At 63.6% G+C, this 19,513-nt stretch carries 25 protein-coding genes; 13 read left to right on the forward strand and 12 right to left on the reverse strand.

Annotation, left to right across the window (positions count from 1 at the left end; genetic code table 11):
• Positions 1–242: 242 nt before the first annotated feature.
• Positions 243–695, forward strand: coding sequence for a DoxX family protein (locus ABIC09_RS32635; RefSeq protein WP_148752985.1), 453 nt, complete (start codon positions 243–245; stop codon positions 693–695).
• Positions 696–876: 181 nt separating this feature from the next.
• On the opposite strand, the gene ABIC09_RS32640 is transcribed toward ABIC09_RS32635, so the two are convergent.
• From ABIC09_RS32640 to ABIC09_RS32650, 3 genes are all read right to left on the reverse strand, one after another.
• Positions 877–1,431 (reverse strand): dihydrofolate reductase, encoded by a 555-nt coding sequence (locus ABIC09_RS32640; protein WP_354111837.1) that lies wholly within the window; start codon positions 1,429–1,431, stop codon positions 877–879.
• A 7-nt stretch (positions 1,432–1,438) separates the two neighbouring features.
• Complete coding sequence (locus ABIC09_RS32645) at positions 1,439–2,443, reverse strand: polysaccharide deacetylase family protein (RefSeq protein WP_354111838.1); 1,005 nt, start codon at positions 2,441–2,443, stop codon at positions 1,439–1,441.
• Positions 2,444–2,691: 248 nt separating this feature from the next.
• The gene (locus tag ABIC09_RS32650) at positions 2,692–4,371 is read right to left on the reverse strand and encodes a L,D-transpeptidase (RefSeq protein ID WP_354111839.1); all 1,680 of its coding nucleotides are present in this window, start codon (positions 4,369–4,371) and stop codon (positions 2,692–2,694) included.
• Positions 4,372–4,579: 208 nt separating this feature from the next.
• Here ABIC09_RS32650 and ABIC09_RS32655 point away from each other — a divergent pair, with 208 nt between their 5' ends.
• On the forward strand, positions 4,580–5,128 hold the full coding sequence (locus ABIC09_RS32655; RefSeq protein ID WP_148752988.1) for a CreA family protein: 549 nt from the start codon (positions 4,580–4,582) through the stop codon (positions 5,126–5,128).
• Between the two features lie 11 nt (positions 5,129–5,139).
• Here the strand turns inward: ABIC09_RS32655 and ABIC09_RS32660 are convergent, their stop codons facing one another.
• Positions 5,140–5,334, reverse strand: a complete 195-nt coding sequence (locus tag ABIC09_RS32660) for a hypothetical protein (RefSeq protein WP_354082619.1) — start codon at positions 5,332–5,334, stop codon at positions 5,140–5,142.
• Between the two features lie 404 nt (positions 5,335–5,738).
• Here ABIC09_RS32660 and ABIC09_RS32665 point away from each other — a divergent pair, with 404 nt between their 5' ends.
• Both ABIC09_RS32665 and ABIC09_RS32670 read left to right on the forward strand, forming a co-directional pair.
• Positions 5,739–5,903 (forward strand): hypothetical protein, encoded by a 165-nt coding sequence (locus tag ABIC09_RS32665; RefSeq protein WP_354111840.1) that lies wholly within the window; start codon positions 5,739–5,741, stop codon positions 5,901–5,903.
• Between the two features lie 34 nt (positions 5,904–5,937).
• Positions 5,938–6,303 (forward strand): hypothetical protein, encoded by a 366-nt coding sequence (locus ABIC09_RS32670; protein WP_354111841.1) that lies wholly within the window; start codon positions 5,938–5,940, stop codon positions 6,301–6,303.
• A gap of 3 nt (positions 6,304–6,306) precedes the next feature.
• Here the strand turns inward: ABIC09_RS32670 and ABIC09_RS32675 are convergent, their stop codons facing one another.
• Entirely contained in the window at positions 6,307–6,552 is a 246-nt protein-coding gene (locus ABIC09_RS32675) for a DUF6719 family protein (RefSeq protein WP_148752992.1), read from the reverse strand.
• A 67-nt stretch (positions 6,553–6,619) separates the two neighbouring features.
• Entirely contained in the window at positions 6,620–8,089 is a 1,470-nt protein-coding gene (gene pdxR, locus ABIC09_RS32680) for a MocR-like pyridoxine biosynthesis transcription factor PdxR (RefSeq protein WP_354111842.1), read from the reverse strand.
• Positions 8,090–8,165: 76 nt separating this feature from the next.
• On the opposite strand from pdxR, the gene ABIC09_RS32685 reads away from it, so the two are divergent.
• The 5 genes from ABIC09_RS32685 (at position 8,166) to kynU (ending at position 13,358) form a co-directional block, all read left to right on the forward strand.
• Positions 8,166–8,891 carry a pyridoxamine 5'-phosphate oxidase family protein gene (locus ABIC09_RS32685; protein ID WP_148752994.1) on the forward strand — a complete coding sequence of 242 codons (726 nt, stop codon included), beginning with the start codon at positions 8,166–8,168 and terminating at the stop codon, positions 8,889–8,891.
• Between the two features lie 52 nt (positions 8,892–8,943).
• Positions 8,944–10,221: an ArgE/DapE family deacylase gene (locus tag ABIC09_RS32690; RefSeq protein ID WP_354111843.1), complete on the forward strand. Its 1,278-nt coding sequence runs from the start codon at positions 8,944–8,946 to the stop codon at positions 10,219–10,221.
• Between the two features lie 237 nt (positions 10,222–10,458).
• Positions 10,459–11,268, forward strand: a complete 810-nt coding sequence (locus tag ABIC09_RS32695) for a hormone-sensitive lipase (RefSeq protein ID WP_148752997.1) — start codon at positions 10,459–10,461, stop codon at positions 11,266–11,268.
• Positions 11,269–11,305: 37 nt separating this feature from the next.
• Complete coding sequence (gene kynA, locus ABIC09_RS32700) at positions 11,306–12,145, forward strand: tryptophan 2,3-dioxygenase (RefSeq protein ID WP_354036148.1); 840 nt, start codon at positions 11,306–11,308, stop codon at positions 12,143–12,145.
• Between the two features lie 10 nt (positions 12,146–12,155).
• Positions 12,156–13,358: a kynureninase gene (kynU, locus tag ABIC09_RS32705; RefSeq protein ID WP_187435042.1), complete on the forward strand. Its 1,203-nt coding sequence runs from the start codon at positions 12,156–12,158 to the stop codon at positions 13,356–13,358.
• Positions 13,359–13,380: 22 nt separating this feature from the next.
• Here kynU and ABIC09_RS32710 read toward each other — a convergent pair whose 3' ends face one another.
• Positions 13,381–13,581, reverse strand: coding sequence for a hypothetical protein (locus tag ABIC09_RS32710; RefSeq protein ID WP_354036189.1), 201 nt, complete (start codon positions 13,579–13,581; stop codon positions 13,381–13,383).
• A gap of 44 nt (positions 13,582–13,625) precedes the next feature.
• Between ABIC09_RS32710 and ABIC09_RS32715 the strand changes: the two genes are divergently transcribed.
• Positions 13,626–14,024, forward strand: a complete 399-nt coding sequence (locus ABIC09_RS32715) for a PaaI family thioesterase (protein ID WP_148753000.1) — start codon at positions 13,626–13,628, stop codon at positions 14,022–14,024.
• Between the two features lie 153 nt (positions 14,025–14,177).
• Positions 14,178–14,783 carry a GNAT family N-acetyltransferase gene (locus ABIC09_RS32720; RefSeq protein ID WP_354036150.1) on the forward strand — a complete coding sequence of 202 codons (606 nt, stop codon included), beginning with the start codon at positions 14,178–14,180 and terminating at the stop codon, positions 14,781–14,783.
• Positions 14,784–14,872: 89 nt separating this feature from the next.
• On the opposite strand, the gene ABIC09_RS32725 is transcribed toward ABIC09_RS32720, so the two are convergent.
• Both ABIC09_RS32725 and ABIC09_RS32730 read right to left on the reverse strand, forming a co-directional pair.
• Positions 14,873–15,178: a hypothetical protein gene (locus tag ABIC09_RS32725; protein WP_148753002.1), complete on the reverse strand. Its 306-nt coding sequence runs from the start codon at positions 15,176–15,178 to the stop codon at positions 14,873–14,875.
• A gap of 95 nt (positions 15,179–15,273) precedes the next feature.
• Positions 15,274–15,960 carry a DUF2161 domain-containing phosphodiesterase gene (locus ABIC09_RS32730; protein ID WP_148753003.1) on the reverse strand — a complete coding sequence of 229 codons (687 nt, stop codon included), beginning with the start codon at positions 15,958–15,960 and terminating at the stop codon, positions 15,274–15,276.
• Positions 15,961–16,097: 137 nt separating this feature from the next.
• Here ABIC09_RS32730 and ABIC09_RS32735 point away from each other — a divergent pair, with 137 nt between their 5' ends.
• Positions 16,098–16,445, forward strand: coding sequence for a GrlR family regulatory protein (locus tag ABIC09_RS32735; RefSeq protein WP_148753004.1), 348 nt, complete (start codon positions 16,098–16,100; stop codon positions 16,443–16,445).
• Here the strand turns inward: ABIC09_RS32735 and ABIC09_RS32740 are convergent, their stop codons facing one another.
• Entirely contained in the window at positions 16,446–17,126 is a 681-nt protein-coding gene (locus ABIC09_RS32740; RefSeq protein ID WP_148753005.1) for an SDR family oxidoreductase, read from the reverse strand.
• Positions 17,127–17,206: 80 nt separating this feature from the next.
• Between ABIC09_RS32740 and ABIC09_RS32745 the strand changes: the two genes are divergently transcribed.
• Entirely contained in the window at positions 17,207–17,971 is a 765-nt protein-coding gene (locus ABIC09_RS32745; protein WP_246230020.1) for an SGNH/GDSL hydrolase family protein, read from the forward strand.
• A 15-nt stretch (positions 17,972–17,986) separates the two neighbouring features.
• On the opposite strand, the gene ABIC09_RS32750 is transcribed toward ABIC09_RS32745, so the two are convergent.
• Both ABIC09_RS32750 and ABIC09_RS32755 read right to left on the reverse strand, forming a co-directional pair.
• On the reverse strand, positions 17,987–18,730 hold the full coding sequence (locus ABIC09_RS32750; RefSeq protein WP_148753006.1) for a tyrosine-protein phosphatase: 744 nt from the start codon (positions 18,728–18,730) through the stop codon (positions 17,987–17,989).
• A gap of 235 nt (positions 18,731–18,965) precedes the next feature.
• A complete protein-coding gene (locus ABIC09_RS32755; protein ID WP_080137849.1) occupies positions 18,966–19,169 on the reverse strand; it encodes a DUF2735 domain-containing protein in 204 nt (67 codons plus the stop codon).
• Between the last annotated feature and the right edge of the window lie 344 nt (positions 19,170–19,513).

Here is a 19,513-nt window from a genome sequence, read left to right on the forward strand (position 1 = left end):
GGGCGAGGTAAGTCGTGGATGGCCGGGTCAAGCCCGGCCATGACGGTGAGAGTGGGATGGGCGCGTTCGCCCCGGTCGGTTCGATTCCGCTAGGGAGCGCCAAGGGCACCGTCTTCGCCGCCAATTTTGAATTACTCGCAGTTCGCCATTTCCCCGTTTGTAAACGGGCTCACTAGTCTTCATAATCGCTCGGTACTCTCGTCAAGACGCCGATTTTAAAAGCCTGAGCCAAGAGGCCGACCATGCCAGCGTTCGTGACTTTTGGGCGAATCCTGTTCGCCGTGCTGTTCATCTACACGGGCGCGACGAAACTGATCGCCATCCAGGCGACGGCCGATTTCATCGCCACCAAGGTCGTGGTGCCCGATGTGATCGCGCCTTACGCCAAGCAGGTCGAGACGGCGACCGCGATGACCACGCCGCAGCTTTTGGCGATCGCAGTCGGCGGGCTCGAGGTGATCGCGGGACTGATGATCGCCTTGAATTTCGGCACGCGCTTCTTTGCGATGCTGCTGATCATCTACACCGCGGTCTCGACCGTCCTGTTCTACGACTTCTGGAATCAGCCGGCGCCTGAAAATGCCAAGATGGTAATCGACGCGCTGAAGAATCTCTCCATCATCGGCGCGCTCTTCATGATCATGGGCTATGGCCGCGCCACGCGTTCGGCCGAGACGGCCTACGGAGACGTGTAGGCGGAGGACGGGCCCCGCCTGGTCCCTGACCACGCGCTGCCATGATGCCATTCTGCCCCTGTTTTGCCCGACGGGGCAAGCAATATTCGCAAAAAGCGAAAATGGTCGCGCCGACAGGCGCCTGGCTACTGTGCATGGGGTTGTTTTCGTTTTTTTGTGGAAGCAAGCCCTAAGGGCTTTGCTAATCCGTTCGACGCCACGGCGTGACGGTCACGCCATGCGCGGCGTCGAGCAGATACGGCGTGCCCGGCTTCATCCCATGCGACGCCAGCACCTCGTGCGGTGTCCGCTCCGGCACGCCCACGAAACAGCCTTCGCCGCCGGCGAGCTGCACATGCGGGGCTTCCGACAGCCAGAACGTGTCGAAGCGGTCCATGAACATGTCGAACACGAGGGGGCCGCCGATGATTGCGATCCGTCCCGAGGCGACGTCGGCAAAGGCGGCAGCCTCTTCGAAGCTTGCATGATCCGGATTCCACAGCGTCGCGTTCGGCATCTCCGGATCGACGGTGAGGGCCTTGATCTTGCGGGTGGCGATCAGCCGCTTGCGCTTGGGCGAGTTCGGGTGCTGCTCATGCGAGTTGCGGCCGTGCACGATCAGCGCTGCGCCGTCGAGCGCCTGCTCGAAGAACAGCTTGTCGCCTTCGAACTTCAGGCTGTCGGGCATGACGCGGCTGGCGTCGGCGAGCATGCCGTCCGCCGAGACGATGACGTAACCTTCGAAATGGAAAGACAAGCGACGGCTATTCGGAAACGGTCGTCACCACGGAATTGACCGGGCGCGTGCTCACCGTCGGCAGCTTGACGTCCTTCATCAGCTCCTGGTCGTATTCGGGGAGCGAGGCGACCGGCGCCTTGGCGCGCATCGCTACCACCTTGTAGCCGGCGGCCTTGAGACGGTTCAAAAGCTCGGGCAGGGCTTCCGCGGTGTGCTTCTGGAAGTCGTGCATCAGGAGGATGCCCTTGCCCTTCTTGTCGAGCCCCTTCATCACGGTGTCGATCACCTTCTCGGGCTTCGAGGCCTTGAAGTCGAACGAGTCGATGTCGCAGGAGAAGATCGCGACGTTGCGGTTGCCGAGATAGGTGACCATCTCGGGCGGATGCTGCAGCGCCGGGAACCGGAAGAACGCAGCCGGCGAGATGCCGCCGAGCGCCCATTTCACCGCGCTGATGCCCTTCTCGATCTCTTCCTTGCGCTGCGCTTCGGAGAGCTTCTTGTTGTTGAGGTTGGCGTGCGACCAGGTGTGGGTGCCGACGGTGTGGCCGGCCGCGTAGACCTGCTTCAGGATCTCCGGCTCGTAGGTGGCGTGCTTGCCGATCGAGAAGAAGATGCCGGTGGTGCACTGGTCGGCGAGCGCCTTCAGCACGGCGGGCGTGTTGTGCGGCCAGGGACCGTCGTCGAAGGTCAGGACGACCTCCTTGTCGCGCAGGAAGTCGAGTTCCTTGAAATGCTCGAAGCCGAAGCCGGGACCGCCTGTGGTGTCGATCTCGACGGTGCGGGCGACGCCCAGCGCGTCCGGATTGTTGCAGGCCGCGCGGGCCGGCTGCGGCGCTTGTTGCGGCGGAGGCGGGAACGCGGCGGCTTGCGGCGCGGGCGCTGCAGGGGCTGCAGCGGGTGCCGGAGCAGCGGCCGCGGGGGCAGCCTGGGTGGCGGCTGCGGGTTTTGCGGCCGGGGTCTGCGACCACGCCGCGCCTGTCAGCGCAACCGAGATCGCGCTTGCCAAAATCAGTCCTGCCGCCACACGCATGGTGTTGTCCTCGAGATTGATCCCGTTGTTCCGCCGCGGCTTTTCGCCTCCGGCAAAACCTATCCTGCCCCTGATCATCCTAGCCTAGTTGGTGGCCCATCGCCATTGCAACGGCTGTTTGGCGCTTCGCTCCAATTGTGCCCAAGGTTCCCCCGGATGTGACCCGGCACGCAGCCTGCTCCGGCGAGACGACCGGCCGGCTCAACACCGCGTTATCTGACGCGGTGCCAAGCTTAGCGCAGCCCGGCTCAGTACAGGCGGACGATGAAGTCGGTGCCTTCGCCGGTCTCGCCCTGGTTGATGCCCTGGTCGGAGACGATGACCGAGCCGCCGGTGGTGAGCAACTCGTTGATCTTCGCCATGGCGTCGGCAGGGATCGTGATGCGATCCAGTGCCTCGGCCGGGCTGTCCGGAGTAATCACCGGCTTTGCGGCAACGGGGATCACGGCGGCGCCGCGCTGGCGGCGCGTGGCGTGACCGTCGTCCTCGCGCGCGGCGGCACGAACGGCAACGGGCAGGGACACCACCGACCAATGCAGCGCATTGGCATCGGTCTTGTCGATCTCAGCGGTGAATACGTGGGTGCCGAGTGGCCGGTCGCTTGCCGCGATCGTCACGGGCACGTCGAACAGCGGCGCAAAATTCTGCCGCACGTAGAGCTTGGAATCCTTGCGGCTGATGAACGCCGCAATCTGACCGGTCCGCTTCGGCAGGTCCGGCTTCACGGACGGCGCGGGATCGGCAACGCGGGTCTGGTCCTTTTTTGCCTCCGGCGAAGCGGCCTGGGCGGGCACAATTGCCGTCACCGCCGCGTCGGGCTTGTTCTCGGTCGTTGCCGCGTCAGCCTTGGCCGGCTCTGACTTCGCGGCCTCGACCTTGTCAGCCGGCTTCTCGTCCGAGGTCGCCTTGGCAGCTTCCGCAGGCTTCGCTTCGGTGCTCGCTGCGTCAGCGGCCTTGGCAGCCTCGTCCGTCGCCGCCGCCGCGTCTGGCTGCTTGGCCGGCTCGGAGGCCTCGGCGGACTTGGTGTCAGCCTTGACGTCAGTCTTGACCGCCTCCTCGCGGACCGGCGCATTGCCCGTGGTCACATCCGACATCACGGTATGGCCAACCGTGGAGCGCAGCTCGAGCACGCCGTCGGCGCTGGCGGTCTTGGTCTCAAACGACTTGGTCTCGACGGGCTTGGCGTCCGTGACGTTGGTTTCAGGCGCACCCTTGTCCGCCTTGTTGCCAACGCTCGTCGTCGGCTCGACGCTGGCAGCCGGCTGCGGCGGGACGCGCAGCGAAGCGAGCATCGGATGCGAGAAGTTTTGCGGCGTCATCTGGCCGGGCGTGACGATCACGCGCGCGCCCATCTTGGTCCAGTTCCACATTTTCACGGCGAATGCCATCGGCATGCGGATGCAGCCGTGCGAGGCCGGATAGCCCGGCAGCACGCCGGCATGCATGGCGATGCCGGACCAGGTGATCCGCTGCATGTACGGCATCGGCGCGCCGCTATAGATGTTGGAGTGGTGGAATTTGTGCTTCTGGATGACGCTGAACACGCCCATCGGCGTCGAGTGGCCCTTCATGCCGGTCGACACCGGCGACTCCGCGAACACGCCGCTGGAATCGTAGATCGTCACTTTCTGCCGGTCGATCGAGACGACGATGACGAGCGGACCCCGCGGCTTCGCGTCGGTCTCCTTCTCGACGCGCGCCGCGTTCTTGGTTTTGGCTGCCGAGCCGCGCTTCTGCGGCTTCTGCTGTGGCTCGTCGGGATGCCGCACCGGCCGCGCGTAGTAGGACCCGTCCGAATAATCCGGCGTGTAATAGAACGCTGCTTCTGCCTGGCTGGTCGTACCGATCGCACCCGCGGCCGTCAAAACGGCGAACTGCCACAGCCGTGCGGGCGCGGCGGCAAAACGGGACCCGTTCACGCTAGTCATTCCTCGAATCCGTAATCCAAATCAGACATTAGTCTCGCAGAGGGGATACGCGTTCACCAGCAGGGCGGTTCTGCCATCAGCTACTTTTGTCCAAGACGTAGCAAAAAAGCCTCACGGAGCGGTAAACGGCGACCGCGCCCGGATGCCATCGTCTTCCTGAACGATCACCCCATACCTACATTGCCGGGACTTCTTACCGGAGAACTTCATGTCATCTCGTTTCCCCGGTCTTTCCGGCATCCGCTTGAAAGGCCTCGCTTTATTGCTTCTGGCTATGGCCGTGCCGGTGGCGTCCGCGCAAGCCGCCGACGAGCCGGATCTGATCTTTCGCCGCTCCACCGTGTTCAAATGGATGAGCCCGAATGACAAGCTTGCGACCTACGGCCTCGACGACCCCGAAGTCGAAGGCGTGGCCTGTCACTTTACCGTGCCTGAGAAGGGTGGCTTCAAGGGCTGGCTGGGTCTGGCCGAGGAGGTTTCTGACGTCTCGCTCGCCTGCCGCCAGATCGGTCCGATCAAGTTCAGGGACAAGATGGAGCAGGGCGACGACATGTTCCGCAAGCGCCGTTCGCTCTTCTTCAAGAAGATGCAGATCGTGCGCGGCTGCGACTCAAAGCGCAATGTGCTCGTCTACATGGTCTATTCGGACAAGCTGATCGAGGGATCGCCGAAGAACTCGACCTCGACGGTGCCGATCATGCCGTGGGGACCGGCCGACGCGAACGTCCAGAAGTGCGGCGACTTCTTCACTCAGTGACGCACTTGCGTTCACTCAGTGACGGGATCGCGGCTGACGCGCGGTTTCGCATGGTGCGAGCCGCTCAGCCGCACGAACGCCTGCGGCGCGGCCTCGTAGCCGCGGCCTGATTGCAGAGCCATCGCCCCTGGCGAAGCGGCGCGTTGATCGGCGCGGTCGTTCCGTTCGGCCGCGTCGCGCGCCATTGCGCGATCTTGCGCCATCATGGTGGCCATTCCTCACATGTGCCCGGTTGACGGGCCTTTCGGTTCTCGAAGGCTTCGGTCGTGCCCGGCGAGCTCCGGGTTCATCAGCGGGTCCGGCCTTCGCTTGCGGTTCTCTTCAGCAGGAAACCGTAAAATGCATGTGAAGCGCTGACGTCGTGAATGTGACCGCGTCACCTCAACCTGCGTGGATGGTTTCTCCCAAGCAGGTTCTAACTGTCACGTGCCCTATCTGAAATGATTGACGTTTTCCGGGAATTGTTTCGTCAGATCGCGGGCGACGAAACAATTCTCACCGGGAAAGAAACCATTTTCGGCTTTGGGCGCATCACGGGAGAAACCGCGGATGGTTATCAGCTTCACAACGACGGCGGCACACCGCCGGCCACGCAATTCGGGGACATATCATGCGCGCGCTCAGCTTCATCCTTGCTTTCGGCTTCGTGCTCGCCGGTTCCTCGTTTGGCGGCGCGCCGGACGGTAGTCTGCCCGGTATCGGCACCTTCCAGTACAGCGGCTCGCCGGTGACCACCACGGCGCCTCAGCCGATCGTTCTCGCCGCGCGCTTCTGATCAGCAACAAGAAAATCAGCCGGCAAAAGCCATCATGTACCTTCGTCTCTGCGCTGCAGCGGTCCTCTCCCTTCTGACGATCGGTTCCGTCCAGGCGCAGGTGCGCGCGCCGACCCGGCTGCCCGACCCGCGCACCGAATTCGTGCGGCAATGTGCCCCGCGCATGCTCGGGCGCTGGGAGCATCCGGAGGAGGTCTGCGGCTGTCTGCATGATCATGCCGCGGCCGCGGTCGAGGATCGCGACCTGCGCGAGGCGCTGCTGCGCGGCATCAGCGAGACCGGCGTTCCCACGATCGAGACCGATTGGGTGCCGGCGGCAAAGCAAAGCGAAATCGGCGCGACCTTCACCAAGATCGCCAAGCCGACCCTGCAGTGCATGTTCGACCCGGCGAAATCCTGACTGTTACTTCGATTTCGGACCGTACCGCGCCACGCAGGAGCTGGTTCGCACGACGCCTTTGTCGCTCATCTTCGAACCGCGAACTTCCTTGACCTGTCCGGCCGGGCAGGTTCCGTCATCCACCATCACGCGCTGACCAAGCTTGAGATCGACGATGTCCTGCTCGCGCCCGACCGTGGCCGCGTGTGCCGCCGTCGCGAGCATGGCGGAGATCAGGACTGAGAGACAGGCTGCACGACAGGGTGACATGATGAGGGATTCCGGCGTCGGTGCGGCAATGTAGGGAGCGGCACACGATTCTCATAGTGGACCTTTGTCACGCCCGCCGGCCCGCCTTGCTTTTGTTGCGCAAGGCGGCGCGCGCTTCCCGCGCGAGCCTTTCGGCGGAGGCGACGAGTTGTGGAACCGCGTGCCCGGAAAATCCCAGCACGAAGCCGGGAAGCGGCCGCGCCCGCGTATAAGTGTCGGCGAGCAGCCAGCCCTCTGCGCCCGCGGCCTGTTTCGCTTCGGCCGCAACCGCTGGCGCAACGGCCGGATCGAACTGCGCCACGAGGTGCAGGCCCTGCGACGGCACCGGGACCGACAGCGCGCCATCCGATGCCGCTTCGAGCGTTTCGGCCAGTGCATCACGCGCCTCGCGGTAAAGCTTGCGCACGCGCTTGAGGTTTGCGGCAAACGCGCCGGAATTGAGCATATCGGCGACCGCGCCTTCCATCAGCGTTCCGGGAAAACGGTCGAGCGCGGCGCGCGCGGCCGTGACGTCGCCGATCAAGCGTTCGGGCAGGGCGCAATAGCCGATGCGCAGTCCCGGAAACAGCGTCTTGGCAAACGTGCCCATGTAGATCACGCGCTGGAGGTGATCGATGCCGGCGAGCGACTTCAGCGGCGCGCCGTCATAGCGGAACTCGCTGTCGTAATCGTCCTCGAACACGAAGGCGCCGGCCTGCTTCGCCCAGTCGAGCAGCTCCAGCCGCCGCGGCATCGACATCTGCACGCCGAGCGGAAACTGATGCGACGGCGTGACATAGGCCGCGCGTGCGGAAGGCGCGCCCGTGCGGCCCGTCGCGATTTGCAGGCCATGGGCGTCGACGGGAATGGGCACAATGCGATAGCCGCATTGGGCGATGGTCCGGCGTGCTATGGGATAGCCGGGGTCCTCGCACCAGACCTGATCGTCGGCCTTCAGGATCGTGCCGAGAGCGATGCGCAGCGTGTGCAGCGTTCCTGATGTGAGCATGATCTGGTCGGGATCGCAGCGCAGCCCCCGCGCTGAGAGCAGATGGTCCGCGATCGCGACGCGCAACTCGCGGCTGCCACGCGGATCGCCGTAATGCAGATGCTCGGCGCCGAAGGCGCGCATGCGTCGGCCAACGAAAGCGCGAAAGCGCTGTACCGCGCGCTCGTCGATATGGGTGCAGCCGAGCGAGAGCGCGCCTTGCTTTGGCGCCTCGACAATCACCTTCGGCTTCTTCTGTATGGCCGCGCGCGCCGGAATGCGCGCGGCAACGAACGTGCCAGAGCCGACGGTCGCTTGCGCGAACCCGTCGGCGATCAGGCGCTCGTAAGCCGTGACGACCGCGTTGCGCCGAAAGCCGGTTTGTTTGGCGAGCGTGCGCGACGGCGGCAGCGGCTCGCCAGGTTTGACGAGGCCAGAGACGATCATCTCGCACAGGGCCTGGTACAGCCGGTGCGATGAGGAGGCGCCGGCGGTGATGTGCGGGCCAATGAGATCGAGCGGCAGCTCGGCCTTGGCAGGGACGAGAGAATTGGTCGGAAGTTTTTGCATGGAATTGGCACTATCGCAGACCAAATGCGCAGTTACAACCGGTCTCGAATTCGTCCAATTCTGATGAGGAGCGGCCGTGAGCCAGACCGAGAGCCAAGATTTCTATCCGACGTCAGCGCGCAATCAGGTGAAGCGCCGGCACGATCGCGGCTTCTACGATTACGAGACGGTTCATCGCATCCTGGATTCCTCGATGCTGTGCCATGTCTCCTACGTCATCGACGGTCAGCCCTATTGCACGCCGACCTTCTTCTGGCGCGAGGGGATGAAGCTCTATTGGCACGGCTCGAGCGCGAGCCGCATGTTGCGCAACCAGACGAGGGGCGAGCGGGTGTGCCTGACGGTCGCCCATCTCGACAGCCTTGTGCTGGCGCGCTGCGGCTTCAATCATTCCGCCGACTACCGCGCGGTGATGGCGTTCGGCACAGCCTATCTCGTGACCGACCCCGCAGAGAAAGAGCGCGCCGTGGTCGCGATGGTCGACCGCTTCTTTCCGGATCGCACCGCGAGCCTGCGGGCCAGCAACACCCAGGAGATCAAGGCGACCTCCTTCATCGCGATGGAGATCGAGGAAGCGTCCGCAAAGGTCCGCGCCAAGGGTGTCGCCGACGACGAAGAAGACTACGAATTACCGATCTATGCCGAGCGCATTCCGGTCCACACCGTTCTCGGCGCGCCGGAGCCGTGCCCGCGGCTGCTCGACGGCGTGAGCCGGCCCGCGACGCTGAATGGCTATTCGGAAGGCCGCCTGCTCGAAGATGCATTGCGGGATGCTTATTTTGTGGAGTACCCGAACGGCTGAAATCGGCTAGCTTGCGTGCACCGTTGACCAACTAGATGCCCGGAGTTGCCTGATGAACGCCGAAACGCAGCAGAGGATTCTTGACGCCATCGATGCCGGCTTCGAAGCCCAGCTTGCGACCACACGCGATTTCGTTGCGATCCCTTCGACCCGCGGGGCGGAGGGACCGTGCCAGGACATGATCGGCGACCTCCTGCGCGAGCGGGGCTACGAGGTCGACGACTGGCACATCAACGTCGATGATCTCAAGGATCTGCGCGGCTTCGGGCCGATCGAGCATGATTTCTCCAAGGCACGCTCGGTGGTCGGCACCTATCGTCCGAACACCGAGGCCGGCAAATCGCTGATCCTCCAGGGGCATTGCGACGTGGTGCCCGCGGGGCCGCTGGAATTGTGGGACACACCGCCGTTCGCGCCTGTCATCAAGGACGGCAAGATGTTCGGCCGCGGCGCCTGCGACATGAAGTCGGGTACCATCGGCGCGCTCTATTCGCTGGACGCGATCAAGGCGGCCGGCTTCAAGCCGACCGCGCGGATTCACTTTCAGTCGGTGATCGAAGAGGAGAGCACCGGCGTCGGCGCACTTTCGACGCTTCAGCGCGGCTACCGGGCCGATGCCTGCTTCATCCCCGAGCCCACCGCCGGCAAGATGGTACGCTCGCAGGTCGGCGTGATCTGGTTTCGCCTGCGCGTGAAGGGCCATCCGACCCATGTCGCCTTTGCCGGCTCCGGCTCCAATGCGATCATGGCGGCTTATCACCTCGTCCATGCGCTACAGAAGCTCGAGATCGAGTGGAACGAGCGCGCCAAGGCCGATCGTCACTTCAATACGCTCAGCCATCCCATCAACTTCAACCCCGGCATCATCAAGGGCGGCGATTGGGCCTCCAGCGTGCCGGCCTGGTGCGACGTCGATTGCCGTATCGCCATCCTGCCGGGTTGGTCGGTCGCCGATCACCAGAAGGAGATCATGGCCTGCGTTGCCGCTGCCTCGCGCAACCACCGCTTCCTCGCCAACAATCCGCCGGAGGTCGAATGGTCGGGCTTCCTGTCGGAAGGCTATGAGTTGACCGATTCCGCGGCACCGGAAGCCGCGTTCGGCAAAGCTTTTAACAAGGTCTATGGCGGCGCGGTCGAAGATCTCGTCTTCACCGCGCTCACCGATACCCGCTTCTACGGCCTCAACTACGGCATCCCCAGCCTGTGCTTTGGCGCCAGCGGCGGGGAGATGCACGGCTTCAACGAATATGTCGATCTGGACTCGCTGAAGCAGACCACCAAGGCGATGGCGCTGTTCATCGCGGAATGGTGCGGGGTGGAGAAGGCGTAAGCCTCTCTCCTTTGTCATTGCGAGGAGCTCTTGCGACGAAGCAATCCAGACTGCCGCCCCGGAGGTAGACTGGATTGCTTCGCTTCGCTCGCAATGATGGAGTGAGTCGCCGGGGGCGCCGGCCTGCCCAATCCGGGGGCTCATCCAAATCCTTTAAGCTTAAAAGAAAGACTAGGATGCCGGCCCGACCGGTGGCAGACTGGCGCTGGGTTCGCTGGGCGGGTCCTCGGAGTCACGATGCGCGATTGGGATGACGCTTACGCCAATTCGGCCCATATCCCGGGCTCGGATAAGATGCCGGCGCAATGGGCGGAGCGGGCGGCGGCTTATCGCGCCGCGCTGAAGGGTTTTCGTCCCGACGTCGCCTACGGCTCCGGTGAGCGCCAGCGTTTTGACCTGGTCCTGCCCGACGGCGACAGCAGGGGTCTCGTCGTGTTCGTGCATGGCGGTTACTGGATGCGCTTCGATAAGTCGACCTGGACTGATCTCGCCGAAGGTGCGCGCCACCATGGCTGGGCGGTAGCACTGCCGAGCTACACGCTGACGCCGGCCGCGCGCATCTCCGGCATCACCGCCGAAATCACCGCCGCGATAGCGACAGCGGCCTCGCTCGTCGCGGGGCCGATCCGGCTGGCGGGCCACTCCGCCGGCGGGCATCTCGTGACGCGCATGCTCTGCGACGACAGCCGGCTTGAGCCCGCCGTCTTCAACCGCATCGCCGGCACGCTCTCGATCAGCGGCCTGCACGATCTGCGGCCGCTGCTCAAGACCAGGATGAACGAGACACTTCGCATGACCATGGAGGAGGCGACGCGCGAAAGCGCGGCGCTGCATCTGCCACGCGGACATTCGCCTCTGACCGCCTGGGTCGGCGGCAGTGAGCGGCCCGAGTTCATCCGCCAGTCCGACTTGTTCGCCAACGTCTGGACCGGCTTTGACGTGCCGACGCGTCTCGTCGTCGATCCCGGGCTCAACCATTTTACCGTGATCGATGCGCTTAGGGATCCGTCGTCGCCGATCACCGCGCGCCTGATCGGCCTCGACTGACGGGGCGCAAAGGGATGATCGATCGAGAGGGCCTGCCATGACGTCCAGCGATTACGATCCTTCAAGCGAAGGCGCCGAGACCGAATTCGCCCGACGCATGTCCTATGGCGACTATCTGGCGCTGGATGCGATCCTCGGTGCACAGCATCCGCTCTCCGAAGCGCATGACGAGATGCTGTTCATCATCCAGCATCAGACCACGGAGCTGTGGATGCGCCTTGCCATCCACGAACTCAGCGCCGCACGCCGCGCCATCGCCAAAGACGAGGTGCAGCCCGCGATGAAGATGCTGGCGCGGATGTCGCGCATCTTCGAGCAGCTCAACGGCGCTTGGGACGTGCTGCGCACGATGACACCGAGCGAATACACGCGCTTTCGCTCGCAGCTCGGGCAATCATCAGGTTTCCAGTCGCGGCAGTACCGGCTGATCGAATATCTGCTTGGCAACCGCAACCACGCCATGCTCAAGCCGCACGCGCACGATGCCGAGACGACGAAGCTGCTCGAGGACGAGCTTGCGACGCCGAGCCTCTATGACGAGGTGCTGCGGCTCGCCGATCGCAACGGGCTCAAGATGCCGGCCGCTGTGCTCTCGCGCGACGTCCGCGAGACCCACAGCTTCAACGAGGGCGTGCTGCAGGCCTGGCGTATCGTCTACGAGGCGCCGGAGACGCACTGGATGCTTTACGAGCTCGCCGAGAAGATGGTTGATTTCGAGGACTATTTTCGCCGCTGGCGGTTCAACCATGTGACGACGGTCGAGCGGGTCATCGGCTTCAAGCGTGGCACCGGCGGCACCGGCGGCGTCAGCTATCTCAAGCGCATGCTGGAGGTCGAGCTATTTCCCGAGCTCTGGCGCGTGCGCACCATTTTGTAGAGATGTGTCCATGACCAGGCTTCGCGTCTACGACGACACCAAGGCGCTCTTTCATCTCCCTGACGGCGTGATCTATCTCGACGGCAATTCGCTCGGTGCATTGCCGCTTGGCGTCGCCGAGCGCGTCAACCGCGTCATTATGGCGGAGTGGGGCAACGAGTTGATCCGCGCCTGGAACAGCGCCGGTTGGTATGCGCAGCCGCGCCACGTTGGCGACCGCATCGCGCGGCTGATCGGCGCGAAGGCGGGGTCGGTCATGGTCGGCGACACGCTGTCGCTCAAAGTCTATCAAGCGCTCGCCGCCGCGCTCGACATGAATGCATCGCGCAAGGGCGTCCTGTCGGACACCGGCAATTTCCCGACCGATCTTTACATGGCCGAAGGCCTGATCGCGACGCTCGGGCGAGGCCATCAATTGCGTCTGGTGGCGCCCGAGGAGGTCGAGGCCGCGCTGTCGGAAGAGATTGCGGTGCTGTACATCACCGAGGTCGACTACCGCACCGGCCGCCGTCACGACATGGCGAAGCTGACCGCAAAGGCGCATGAGCTTGGCATCGTCACGGTCTGGGATCTCGCCCACTCGGCCGGCGCACTGCCGGTCGATCTCGCCGGCTGTGGTGCCGATTTTGCGGCCGGCTGCACCTACAAATATATCAATGCCGGCCCGGGCGCGCCGGCTTTCCTCTATGTCGCCCCGCGTCACGCCGACAGCGCACGCACCGCACTGTCCGGCTGGATGGGGCACGCAAAGCCCTTCGCATTTGAGCTTGGCTATGCTGCCGCGGGCGGCGTCGAGCGCATGCGTGTCGGCACGCCGCCCGTGCTGGCGATGGCGGCGCTGGAGGCTTCGCTCGATATCTGGGATCGGATTGACGTCGAGGAGGTCCGCGCCCGCTCGCTGGCGCTCGGCGATCTGTTGATCGCTGAGGTCGAACGCCGCTGCCCCCCCTTGAAGCTGGTCACGCCGCGTGCGCACGAGTGCCGCGGCTCGCAAGTCTCGTTCGCCTTCGAGGGCGGCTACGCCGCCATGCAGGCCCTGATCGCCCGCGGCCTCATCGGCGATTTCCGCGCGCCTGACATCATGCGGTTCGGGATCACGCCGCTGTATATCGGCGAGGCGGAAGTCATGAAGGCGGCCGAGATCATCGAGGACGTAATCGCAGGCGAGGTGTGGCGGCGGCCGGAGTATCAGGTCGTCAATGCGGTAACGTGAGGGACGAATGCTGCCTCAACCGTCATTGCGAGCGCAGCGCGCTACGCTCGCAATGACGGATGATGGAGCTGCGCTCGCCCCACAACGCCATCACGATCGCATCGAGCCGGTCGGTCAACGCCGCCGGTCCCGGTTGCAGGATGATCGGCGACAAAACCATATGAGCAAGTGCCTCGGCCGTGTCACGATAACCATTACCTCGGGCGTCATTGCTTTGCCGCACTGTGCATTTCACCTTGAGAACAGAACGAATTGGGAGGAGATCCGATGACGCCGCTTGAGAAAGTTAAAGCGATGAAGATGCCGTTTGCCGAGCTCAAGGGCGTCGAGTTCGTCGAAGCGGAGAAGGATCGCGTGGTGGCACGGATGATTGTCAGGCCCGATCTCTGTACCCTGCATCACACCGTCCACGGCGGTGCGGTGATGGCGTTCGCCGATTCCGTCGGCGCAGCCGCAACCGTGATCAACCTGCCGGAGGACGCAAAGGGCACGACCACCCTGGAGAGCAAGACCAATTTCATCGGCGGGGCGAAGGAGGGAACCACGGTCGTCGCCATTGCCACGCCGGTCCATAGGGGCCGGCGGACCCAGGTCTGGACCACTCGGCTGGAGACCGGGGATGGCAAGCTGATCGCTATCGTGACCCAGACCCAGCTGGTCCTGTAAAAACTACGGAGGCTTGATTTTGTTAACGAATTAGTCGTTCTCGCTGCCTCAAACTTGAGCAGGTTCCCGTCTTGAAAAATTTGCTGCGACGCACAATATTGGAGGCCTAGGGATTCGAACGCCTCCTCGAGGGACACCAAGAGGAGTTTTGACGTGGTACTTGAAGACACCGTCCGCACCGCTCCGGGCTATGTGCGGACCCTGATCCAGCAGGAAGAATTGCCGCTGTTGCGCGATCACCTGCTCAGGCTCGATGCCGAAAGCCGGCATGATCGCTTTAACGGTTTTCTCGACGACAGCTTCATCGAGCGTTACGCCGCCCGCTGCGCCGAGGATGGCACCGTGATCGTCGCCTATATCGTCGATGGCGTGGTTCGTGGTGCGGCCGAGCTGCATCCGCCGGAGGGCGATTCGTTGCCTGAGGTCGCCTTCAGCGTGGAAGCCTCCGCCCGCCGCCAGAATGTCGGCACCGTGCTGTTCAGCCGCCTGATCGCGGAAGCGCGCTGGAAGGGCTACAAGAGCCTGCGCATCACCACGGGAGCGGAGAATCACGCCATGCGGGCGCTCGCCAAGAAGTTCGGTGCGCATCTGCAGTTCCGACATGGTGAGTCCACAGGCACGATCGATCTTGGCAAGACGCCCGAGGCCGAGCTCGCTGAGCTCGCAGCGGCGCCGTTCAAGGCCGGCCGCGCGATTCTCAACTTCAACTCGACCTGCTGGAAGCTGATCTCCAGCATGTACGGCAATCGCGCAGCCTGAAATCAAGAGACCTGAAATTCAAAGGCCTGAATCAAAAAGCGGACCGGCAAGGCCGGTCCGCTGTTTTATTGGAGCCAAGGAATGAGCGCTCAGGTGCCGGTGCGCTTGTCGTTGCCGAAGCGACGGATGACACGGCGTTCGACCACCACGGAGCGCTGCGCACCCTGCTCGCCGGCGATCACGCGCGTCGCAGTGATGCGGCTGTTGGTGCGCGCCTGCTTCTTGACCTCGGCCTGAACGGTTTCGAGCGGCATGCCCATCAGCGCTGCGGCGATCTCGGCCTGCTGCTCCTGGTCGTCGGTGATGCCGATGGCGGCGAAGATCGCCTCGTCCAGGGTGGGCGGATCGTGGCGCACGCGCCGCGTGCCATATTTGGTATTCCAGTCTGCGTTCATAACGGCCTCGTTTTGATGCCGGGATACCTAGTGCCTGAGATGCTGCATTGCAATATGAAATCGGTGTGGCATCTCAGCTATGCACCGGTCGGATGTCATGGCGGTGACGCGACACCGGCATCGATCGTAGCCCGTTGCTGCGGCCAGCGTTTGAGCGCCGTCTGTCCTGCCTCCGTTAGCCCGTAGATTCCCCGGTCGGCGCGCTCGAACCAGCCATACACATTGTTAAGCAAGATCTTGCCGGCATCGGGGCAGCGCTCGCGCAATTCGCGCACGCGCCGCGGGCCTGCGGCAAGCTCCGATGCGCAGGCCAGCGCCTGCTGCCGGTATGCCGTCATGATCGGCGCGCGCGTGCTGCCGCCGAGCACGGGATCCCCTTGGCGGCGCTGATGCTCGGCCACGAGCCGCGAGCGCGTCTTCGGCTCGCGGCGGGGGCCTGCCGTCGGTGGCTTCACGAGCACCTCGACCTGGCCGTTATCGCTCACTCCGAGCATCCCGAAGCCGAGGCGCCGACATAGATTGCGATAACGTGCGTCACTCTCGCGGCCCTTGCCGCGGATCGACATCTTTGCGGCGATCCAGACTTCGTCGCCCGCTGGCGCGCGATCGACCGCCTGCAGAATCAGCTCGAGATTGAAGGCGAGCTTGAGCTCGCCAATCACCACCACCGGCGGATCTCCGGCGCTCAGGCCCACGAGATCGCAGCCGCCAATCTCGCCCTTCACGGAGAAGCCGAGCTCTTCGAGGAAGCGTTTGACGGGGAGATAGAGCGCGGTTTCCACAGTGAGTTTCCGATCGAAGAAGAAGAATCAGTTGCGGCCAGTTTAGCCCGGATGGGACTCGGGCTGCCGGCCCATTTGCCCGGACGCGGTCAAGCCAGCTATACCCCTGCGCGCGGAACAGGCGGGCGCGCGCGAATATGACGATCAGGAACGGGCTTTATCACATCCGGATCGAGATGCTGGATGGCGTGCAGGGCGGCAATCAGGGCGTTATGGTGCTGCGTGACGGCACCATGCGCGGCGGCGATTCCTTTTTCTTTGCCCATGGCAGCTACACCTCCGCCGACGGCAAGTGGAAGGGCGAGCTGACCAACGAGGAGCATTCGCCCTCGTTCGACGAGCGCCCCATATGGGGTCGCAAGGTCGTCACCATCGGCTTCAGCGGCACCTACACCGACGAGACCGCCTATGGCGAAGGCATGGCGCTCGCGGGCAAGCAGAGCATCCGTTTCAAGGGCAATCTGCGGCTGCTGGTGCCGGATTGATCACACCCGTCCGCTCACCGGAATCAGCGCGCCGGTGACGCCACTCGCGGCGTCGCTCACGAGGAACAGGATCACCTCGGCAAGCTCCTGCGGCGCCACCCATTTGGCGAAGTCGGCTTTCGGCATGTCGGCGCGGTTCGCCTTGGTGTCGATGGTCGACGGCAGCACCGCGTTCACCGTGATCTTGCCCTTCCATTCGTTGGCGAGCGCCTCGGTGAGGCGGTGCACGCCCGCCTTCGATGCCGCGTAGGACCCCATGCCGGCGCCAGCCTGCAGCGCGCCCATGGCGCCGATGTTGACGATGCGACCCGCCTTTGAAGAAGCAAGATGCGGCAGTGCCGCGTGCGAGGCGTTGAGGGCCGTCAGCACGTTCAGCGCATGCATGCGGTGCCATGTCTTGATGTCGCCGTCGCCAACGGTCTCGAAGGCAAAGCCGCCGGCGATATTGACCAGGGCGTCCAGCCTGCCGAAATGCTTTGCGGCGGCATCCACCGCCGTCTTCGCCTGCGCCGGGTCGGACAGGTCGACGCCGCCGATCTCGATGCGCTCGGCCGTCGCCGGCAGTTGAGAGGGCGCGTGATCGATGCCGGCGACCCGCGCGCCGCGTGATTGCGCGACGTCGGCGACAACCTTGCCAAGCGCGCCGAGCGCGCCGGTCACCACAATGATTTTTCCCTGCACGATACTCTCCGTCGTCTCAATTCGCGCCGACTATTGCGTGAGGCGAATTGGACTTGCAATGGCGGCGGCATCAAGGCTGAATGATTGCTGCAACTTTAGATGGCGGCGCGGAGGTTTGGTTCATGTCTGACGAATTGCCGACTGTCGATTGTCCCCCTGAGATCGTTGATTTGAAGCATCCCCTGGAGAATTTCCGGGCCGCGTTGAACGGAAGGGGCCCCGTGCGCGTCGTGGCGATGGGGTCGTCATCGACTGCGGGACTTCGCAATGTCGTTCCCTATCCCGCGCGGCTCGAGCTGTATTTGAGAAAGCACTACAAGGATGACGATCCGCATCCGAACATCCGGGTCGACGTGTTCAACCGTGGCCAGGGCGGCCAAGAAGCGCCATTGGAAGTGGCTCGGTTCAAAGACGATATCTTTGCTGACAATCCTTCTCTGGTGCTCTGGCAGGTCGGAACCAATGCGGTCTTTCGCCAGAAGGAGTTCAACTTCGACGAAGTGGTCGCGAACATCATCGGGGGATTGGCGCTCCTGCGCGGTCACCTGACCATGGATGTTGTCCTGATCGACCCGCAATACGTGACGGCCATGCTGTTCGACGACAACGCCGATCTTGCGGAGAAGATGGTTTCGGCGATCCGAACCGCGGCGGAGGACGCCAAGGTCAATCTGTTCCAGCGCTGGGCGCTAATGCGCCACTGGCACGTGCTAAACAACGCTTCGTTCGAGCAGCTGCTGGATCCGGAGGATGATCTGAAGCTGCATCAGAGCAATTGGAGTACCATGCAGGTATCGCTCGCGCTGACCAATTCCATCATTAAGGCCGCAACTCCGACGGCGTGAGGCGCCCGGCGTCGCTCACGCCTGAAGATAGCGCTCCTTCAGCGCGGTCTGCTCGGCTGCGCCGAGCTTAAGGCCGTCGCGCAGGTAAGTTTCGACATCGCCATAGTCGCGGCCGACAGCTTCGAAAGCCGCGTCCAGATAGGAGGCATTGACCGAGCCGATGGCGTCGAGGACGTCGGCGGGCAGATCGGAGACGCTCGACACGTCGCGCTTGTAGTGGCGATTGGTCAGCAGATAATCCTCCGCAATGACCTCCTCGGGCACGCCGAGCGCATGCAGGATCAGCGCGCTGGCAAAGCCGGTGCGGTCCTTGCCGGCGGTGCAATGGATCACGAGCGGAGCGCGGTCCTGTAGGAGATGGCCGAACAGCATGCGGAAGCTGTGCGTGTTGTGGCGGACATAGTTGCGATAGGACTCGCGCATGAGCTCAAGCGCGACCGGTCCCGTCAGCGCGCCCCTGGCGAGCTCGGTGCGCAATGAAGCCACCACCGTCGGCTCGATCGGTAGCGAATGCACCGTGATCTCGTTGACGACGCAAATGCCGGCCGCGCGCTCCTCGACGCCGCGGAAGTCGAACGCACTTCTGACGCCGAGTGCGCGCACGATCGCGATGTCTTCAGCGGTGAGCTGGCCGAGATGGTTGGAGCGGAAGATGTGGCGCCAGCGCGTGGTGCGACCGTCGCTTGTGGCGTAACCGCCGAGGTCGCGAAAATTGCTGGCGCCTTGCAATGCGAGGTGACGGGCAGGAGAGTCCGACATGGGAGCTTCTTTTTGTTATGTTGCCGACGGACCATTACAGGGGGCAATCATCGGTCGGCAAGACCGGGGCGACCATGGTCAAGCATTTGATGCGGCCGGTGACGGCCTGCGCGGTGATCTGAGCCCGCAATCATGTGCGGAATCAAAAAGGGTCGAAACCTCATTGTTTCGACCCTTTTTCAAACTTCCGCTGAGCGCTTGAAAGAGCGCGGCGGTTTCAAACCAGGCACCGGCATTAACGTTCCCATTTGGGCTTTGCTTCGTCGACCGCGTCCTGGTGGTACCAGCTGTCGCTGCAGATCGAGACGTTCGCGGGAAGCGAAGCGTGATCGGCGGGAAAGCGGGTGTCGCCATAGCGGCGCCCGGCGAGAGCCGCGCGGCCCCCGACGGGGAATTGATAGATCTTCGCAGATCCGTGACTCAGTCCATTGTTCATCATTTCGATTTGCTCCTCGGTCGAAGCGCCTTGGCCTCCATGGTGCGCCCGACTCGTTCGATTGTGGTTACTGGACTCCCCATATCGACCGCGCATCCCGAATTGGAAAGTGCTGAAAACGAAATCAGCTCTCGCCTATTTTGTGGGCAGTCGACTGTCTGCACCCCCCAAGGCAGCGTGTCGGTGACTAACGCGTGGGCCACTCCAAAGGTTGCTAGGCAGGGATCGGGGCTTTGCGAAAGTTGCCGGACGTTGATGCGCGTTTCATCGGCAGCCTGCGGCAGGGGCCCGCGTGCTCCAGAATCAGGCGTTTTCCGCGGGACTTTTGCACTGCAGCTTCACGCGAA

Source organism: Bradyrhizobium sp. S3.12.5 (assembly GCF_040548225.1).
Lineage (GTDB): Bacteria > Pseudomonadota > Alphaproteobacteria > Rhizobiales > Xanthobacteraceae > Bradyrhizobium > Bradyrhizobium cytisi.

What these genes read in the sequence shown, in the direction of transcription:
- ABIC09_RS32670 (WP_354111841.1), top strand. Translation starts at nt 5,938, where the DNA reads ATGTACCTTCGTCTCTGCGCTGCAGCGGTCCTCTCCCTTCTGACGATC.
- ABIC09_RS32690 (WP_354111843.1), top strand. Translation starts at nt 8,944, where the DNA reads ATGAACGCCGAAACGCAGCAGAGGATTCTTGACGCCATCGATGCCGGC.
- ABIC09_RS32660 (WP_354082619.1), bottom strand. Translation starts at nt 5,334, where the DNA reads ATGATGGCGCAAGATCGCGCAATGGCGCGCGACGCGGCCGAACGGAAC.
- ABIC09_RS32725 (WP_148753002.1), bottom strand. Translation starts at nt 15,178, where the DNA reads ATGAACGCAGACTGGAATACCAAATATGGCACGCGGCGCGTGCGCCAC.
- ABIC09_RS32755 (WP_080137849.1), bottom strand. Translation starts at nt 19,169, where the DNA reads ATGATGAACAATGGACTGAGTCACGGATCTGCGAAGATCTATCAATTC.
- ABIC09_RS32750 (WP_148753006.1), bottom strand. Translation starts at nt 18,730, where the DNA reads ATGTCGGACTCTCCTGCCCGTCACCTCGCATTGCAAGGCGCCAGCAAT.
- ABIC09_RS32645 (WP_354111838.1), bottom strand. Translation starts at nt 2,443, where the DNA reads ATGCGTGTGGCGGCAGGACTGATTTTGGCAAGCGCGATCTCGGTTGCG.
- pdxR (WP_354111842.1), bottom strand. Translation starts at nt 8,089, where the DNA reads ATGCAAAAACTTCCGACCAATTCTCTCGTCCCTGCCAAGGCCGAGCTG.
- kynU (WP_187435042.1), top strand. Translation starts at nt 12,156, where the DNA reads ATGACCAGGCTTCGCGTCTACGACGACACCAAGGCGCTCTTTCATCTC.
- ABIC09_RS32635 (WP_148752985.1), top strand. Translation starts at nt 243, where the DNA reads ATGCCAGCGTTCGTGACTTTTGGGCGAATCCTGTTCGCCGTGCTGTTC.
- ABIC09_RS32695 (WP_148752997.1), top strand. Translation starts at nt 10,459, where the DNA reads ATGCGCGATTGGGATGACGCTTACGCCAATTCGGCCCATATCCCGGGC.
- ABIC09_RS32675 (WP_148752992.1), bottom strand. Translation starts at nt 6,552, where the DNA reads ATGTCACCCTGTCGTGCAGCCTGTCTCTCAGTCCTGATCTCCGCCATG.
- ABIC09_RS32655 (WP_148752988.1), top strand. Translation starts at nt 4,580, where the DNA reads ATGTCATCTCGTTTCCCCGGTCTTTCCGGCATCCGCTTGAAAGGCCTC.
- ABIC09_RS32715 (WP_148753000.1), top strand. Translation starts at nt 13,626, where the DNA reads ATGACGCCGCTTGAGAAAGTTAAAGCGATGAAGATGCCGTTTGCCGAG.
- ABIC09_RS32650 (WP_354111839.1), bottom strand. Translation starts at nt 4,371, where the DNA reads ATGACTAGCGTGAACGGGTCCCGTTTTGCCGCCGCGCCCGCACGGCTG.
- kynA (WP_354036148.1), top strand. Translation starts at nt 11,306, where the DNA reads ATGACGTCCAGCGATTACGATCCTTCAAGCGAAGGCGCCGAGACCGAA.
- ABIC09_RS32665 (WP_354111840.1), top strand. Translation starts at nt 5,739, where the DNA reads ATGCGCGCGCTCAGCTTCATCCTTGCTTTCGGCTTCGTGCTCGCCGGT.
- ABIC09_RS32745 (WP_246230020.1), top strand. Translation starts at nt 17,207, where the DNA reads ATGATTGCTGCAACTTTAGATGGCGGCGCGGAGGTTTGGTTCATGTCT.
- ABIC09_RS32735 (WP_148753004.1), top strand. Translation starts at nt 16,098, where the DNA reads ATGACGATCAGGAACGGGCTTTATCACATCCGGATCGAGATGCTGGAT.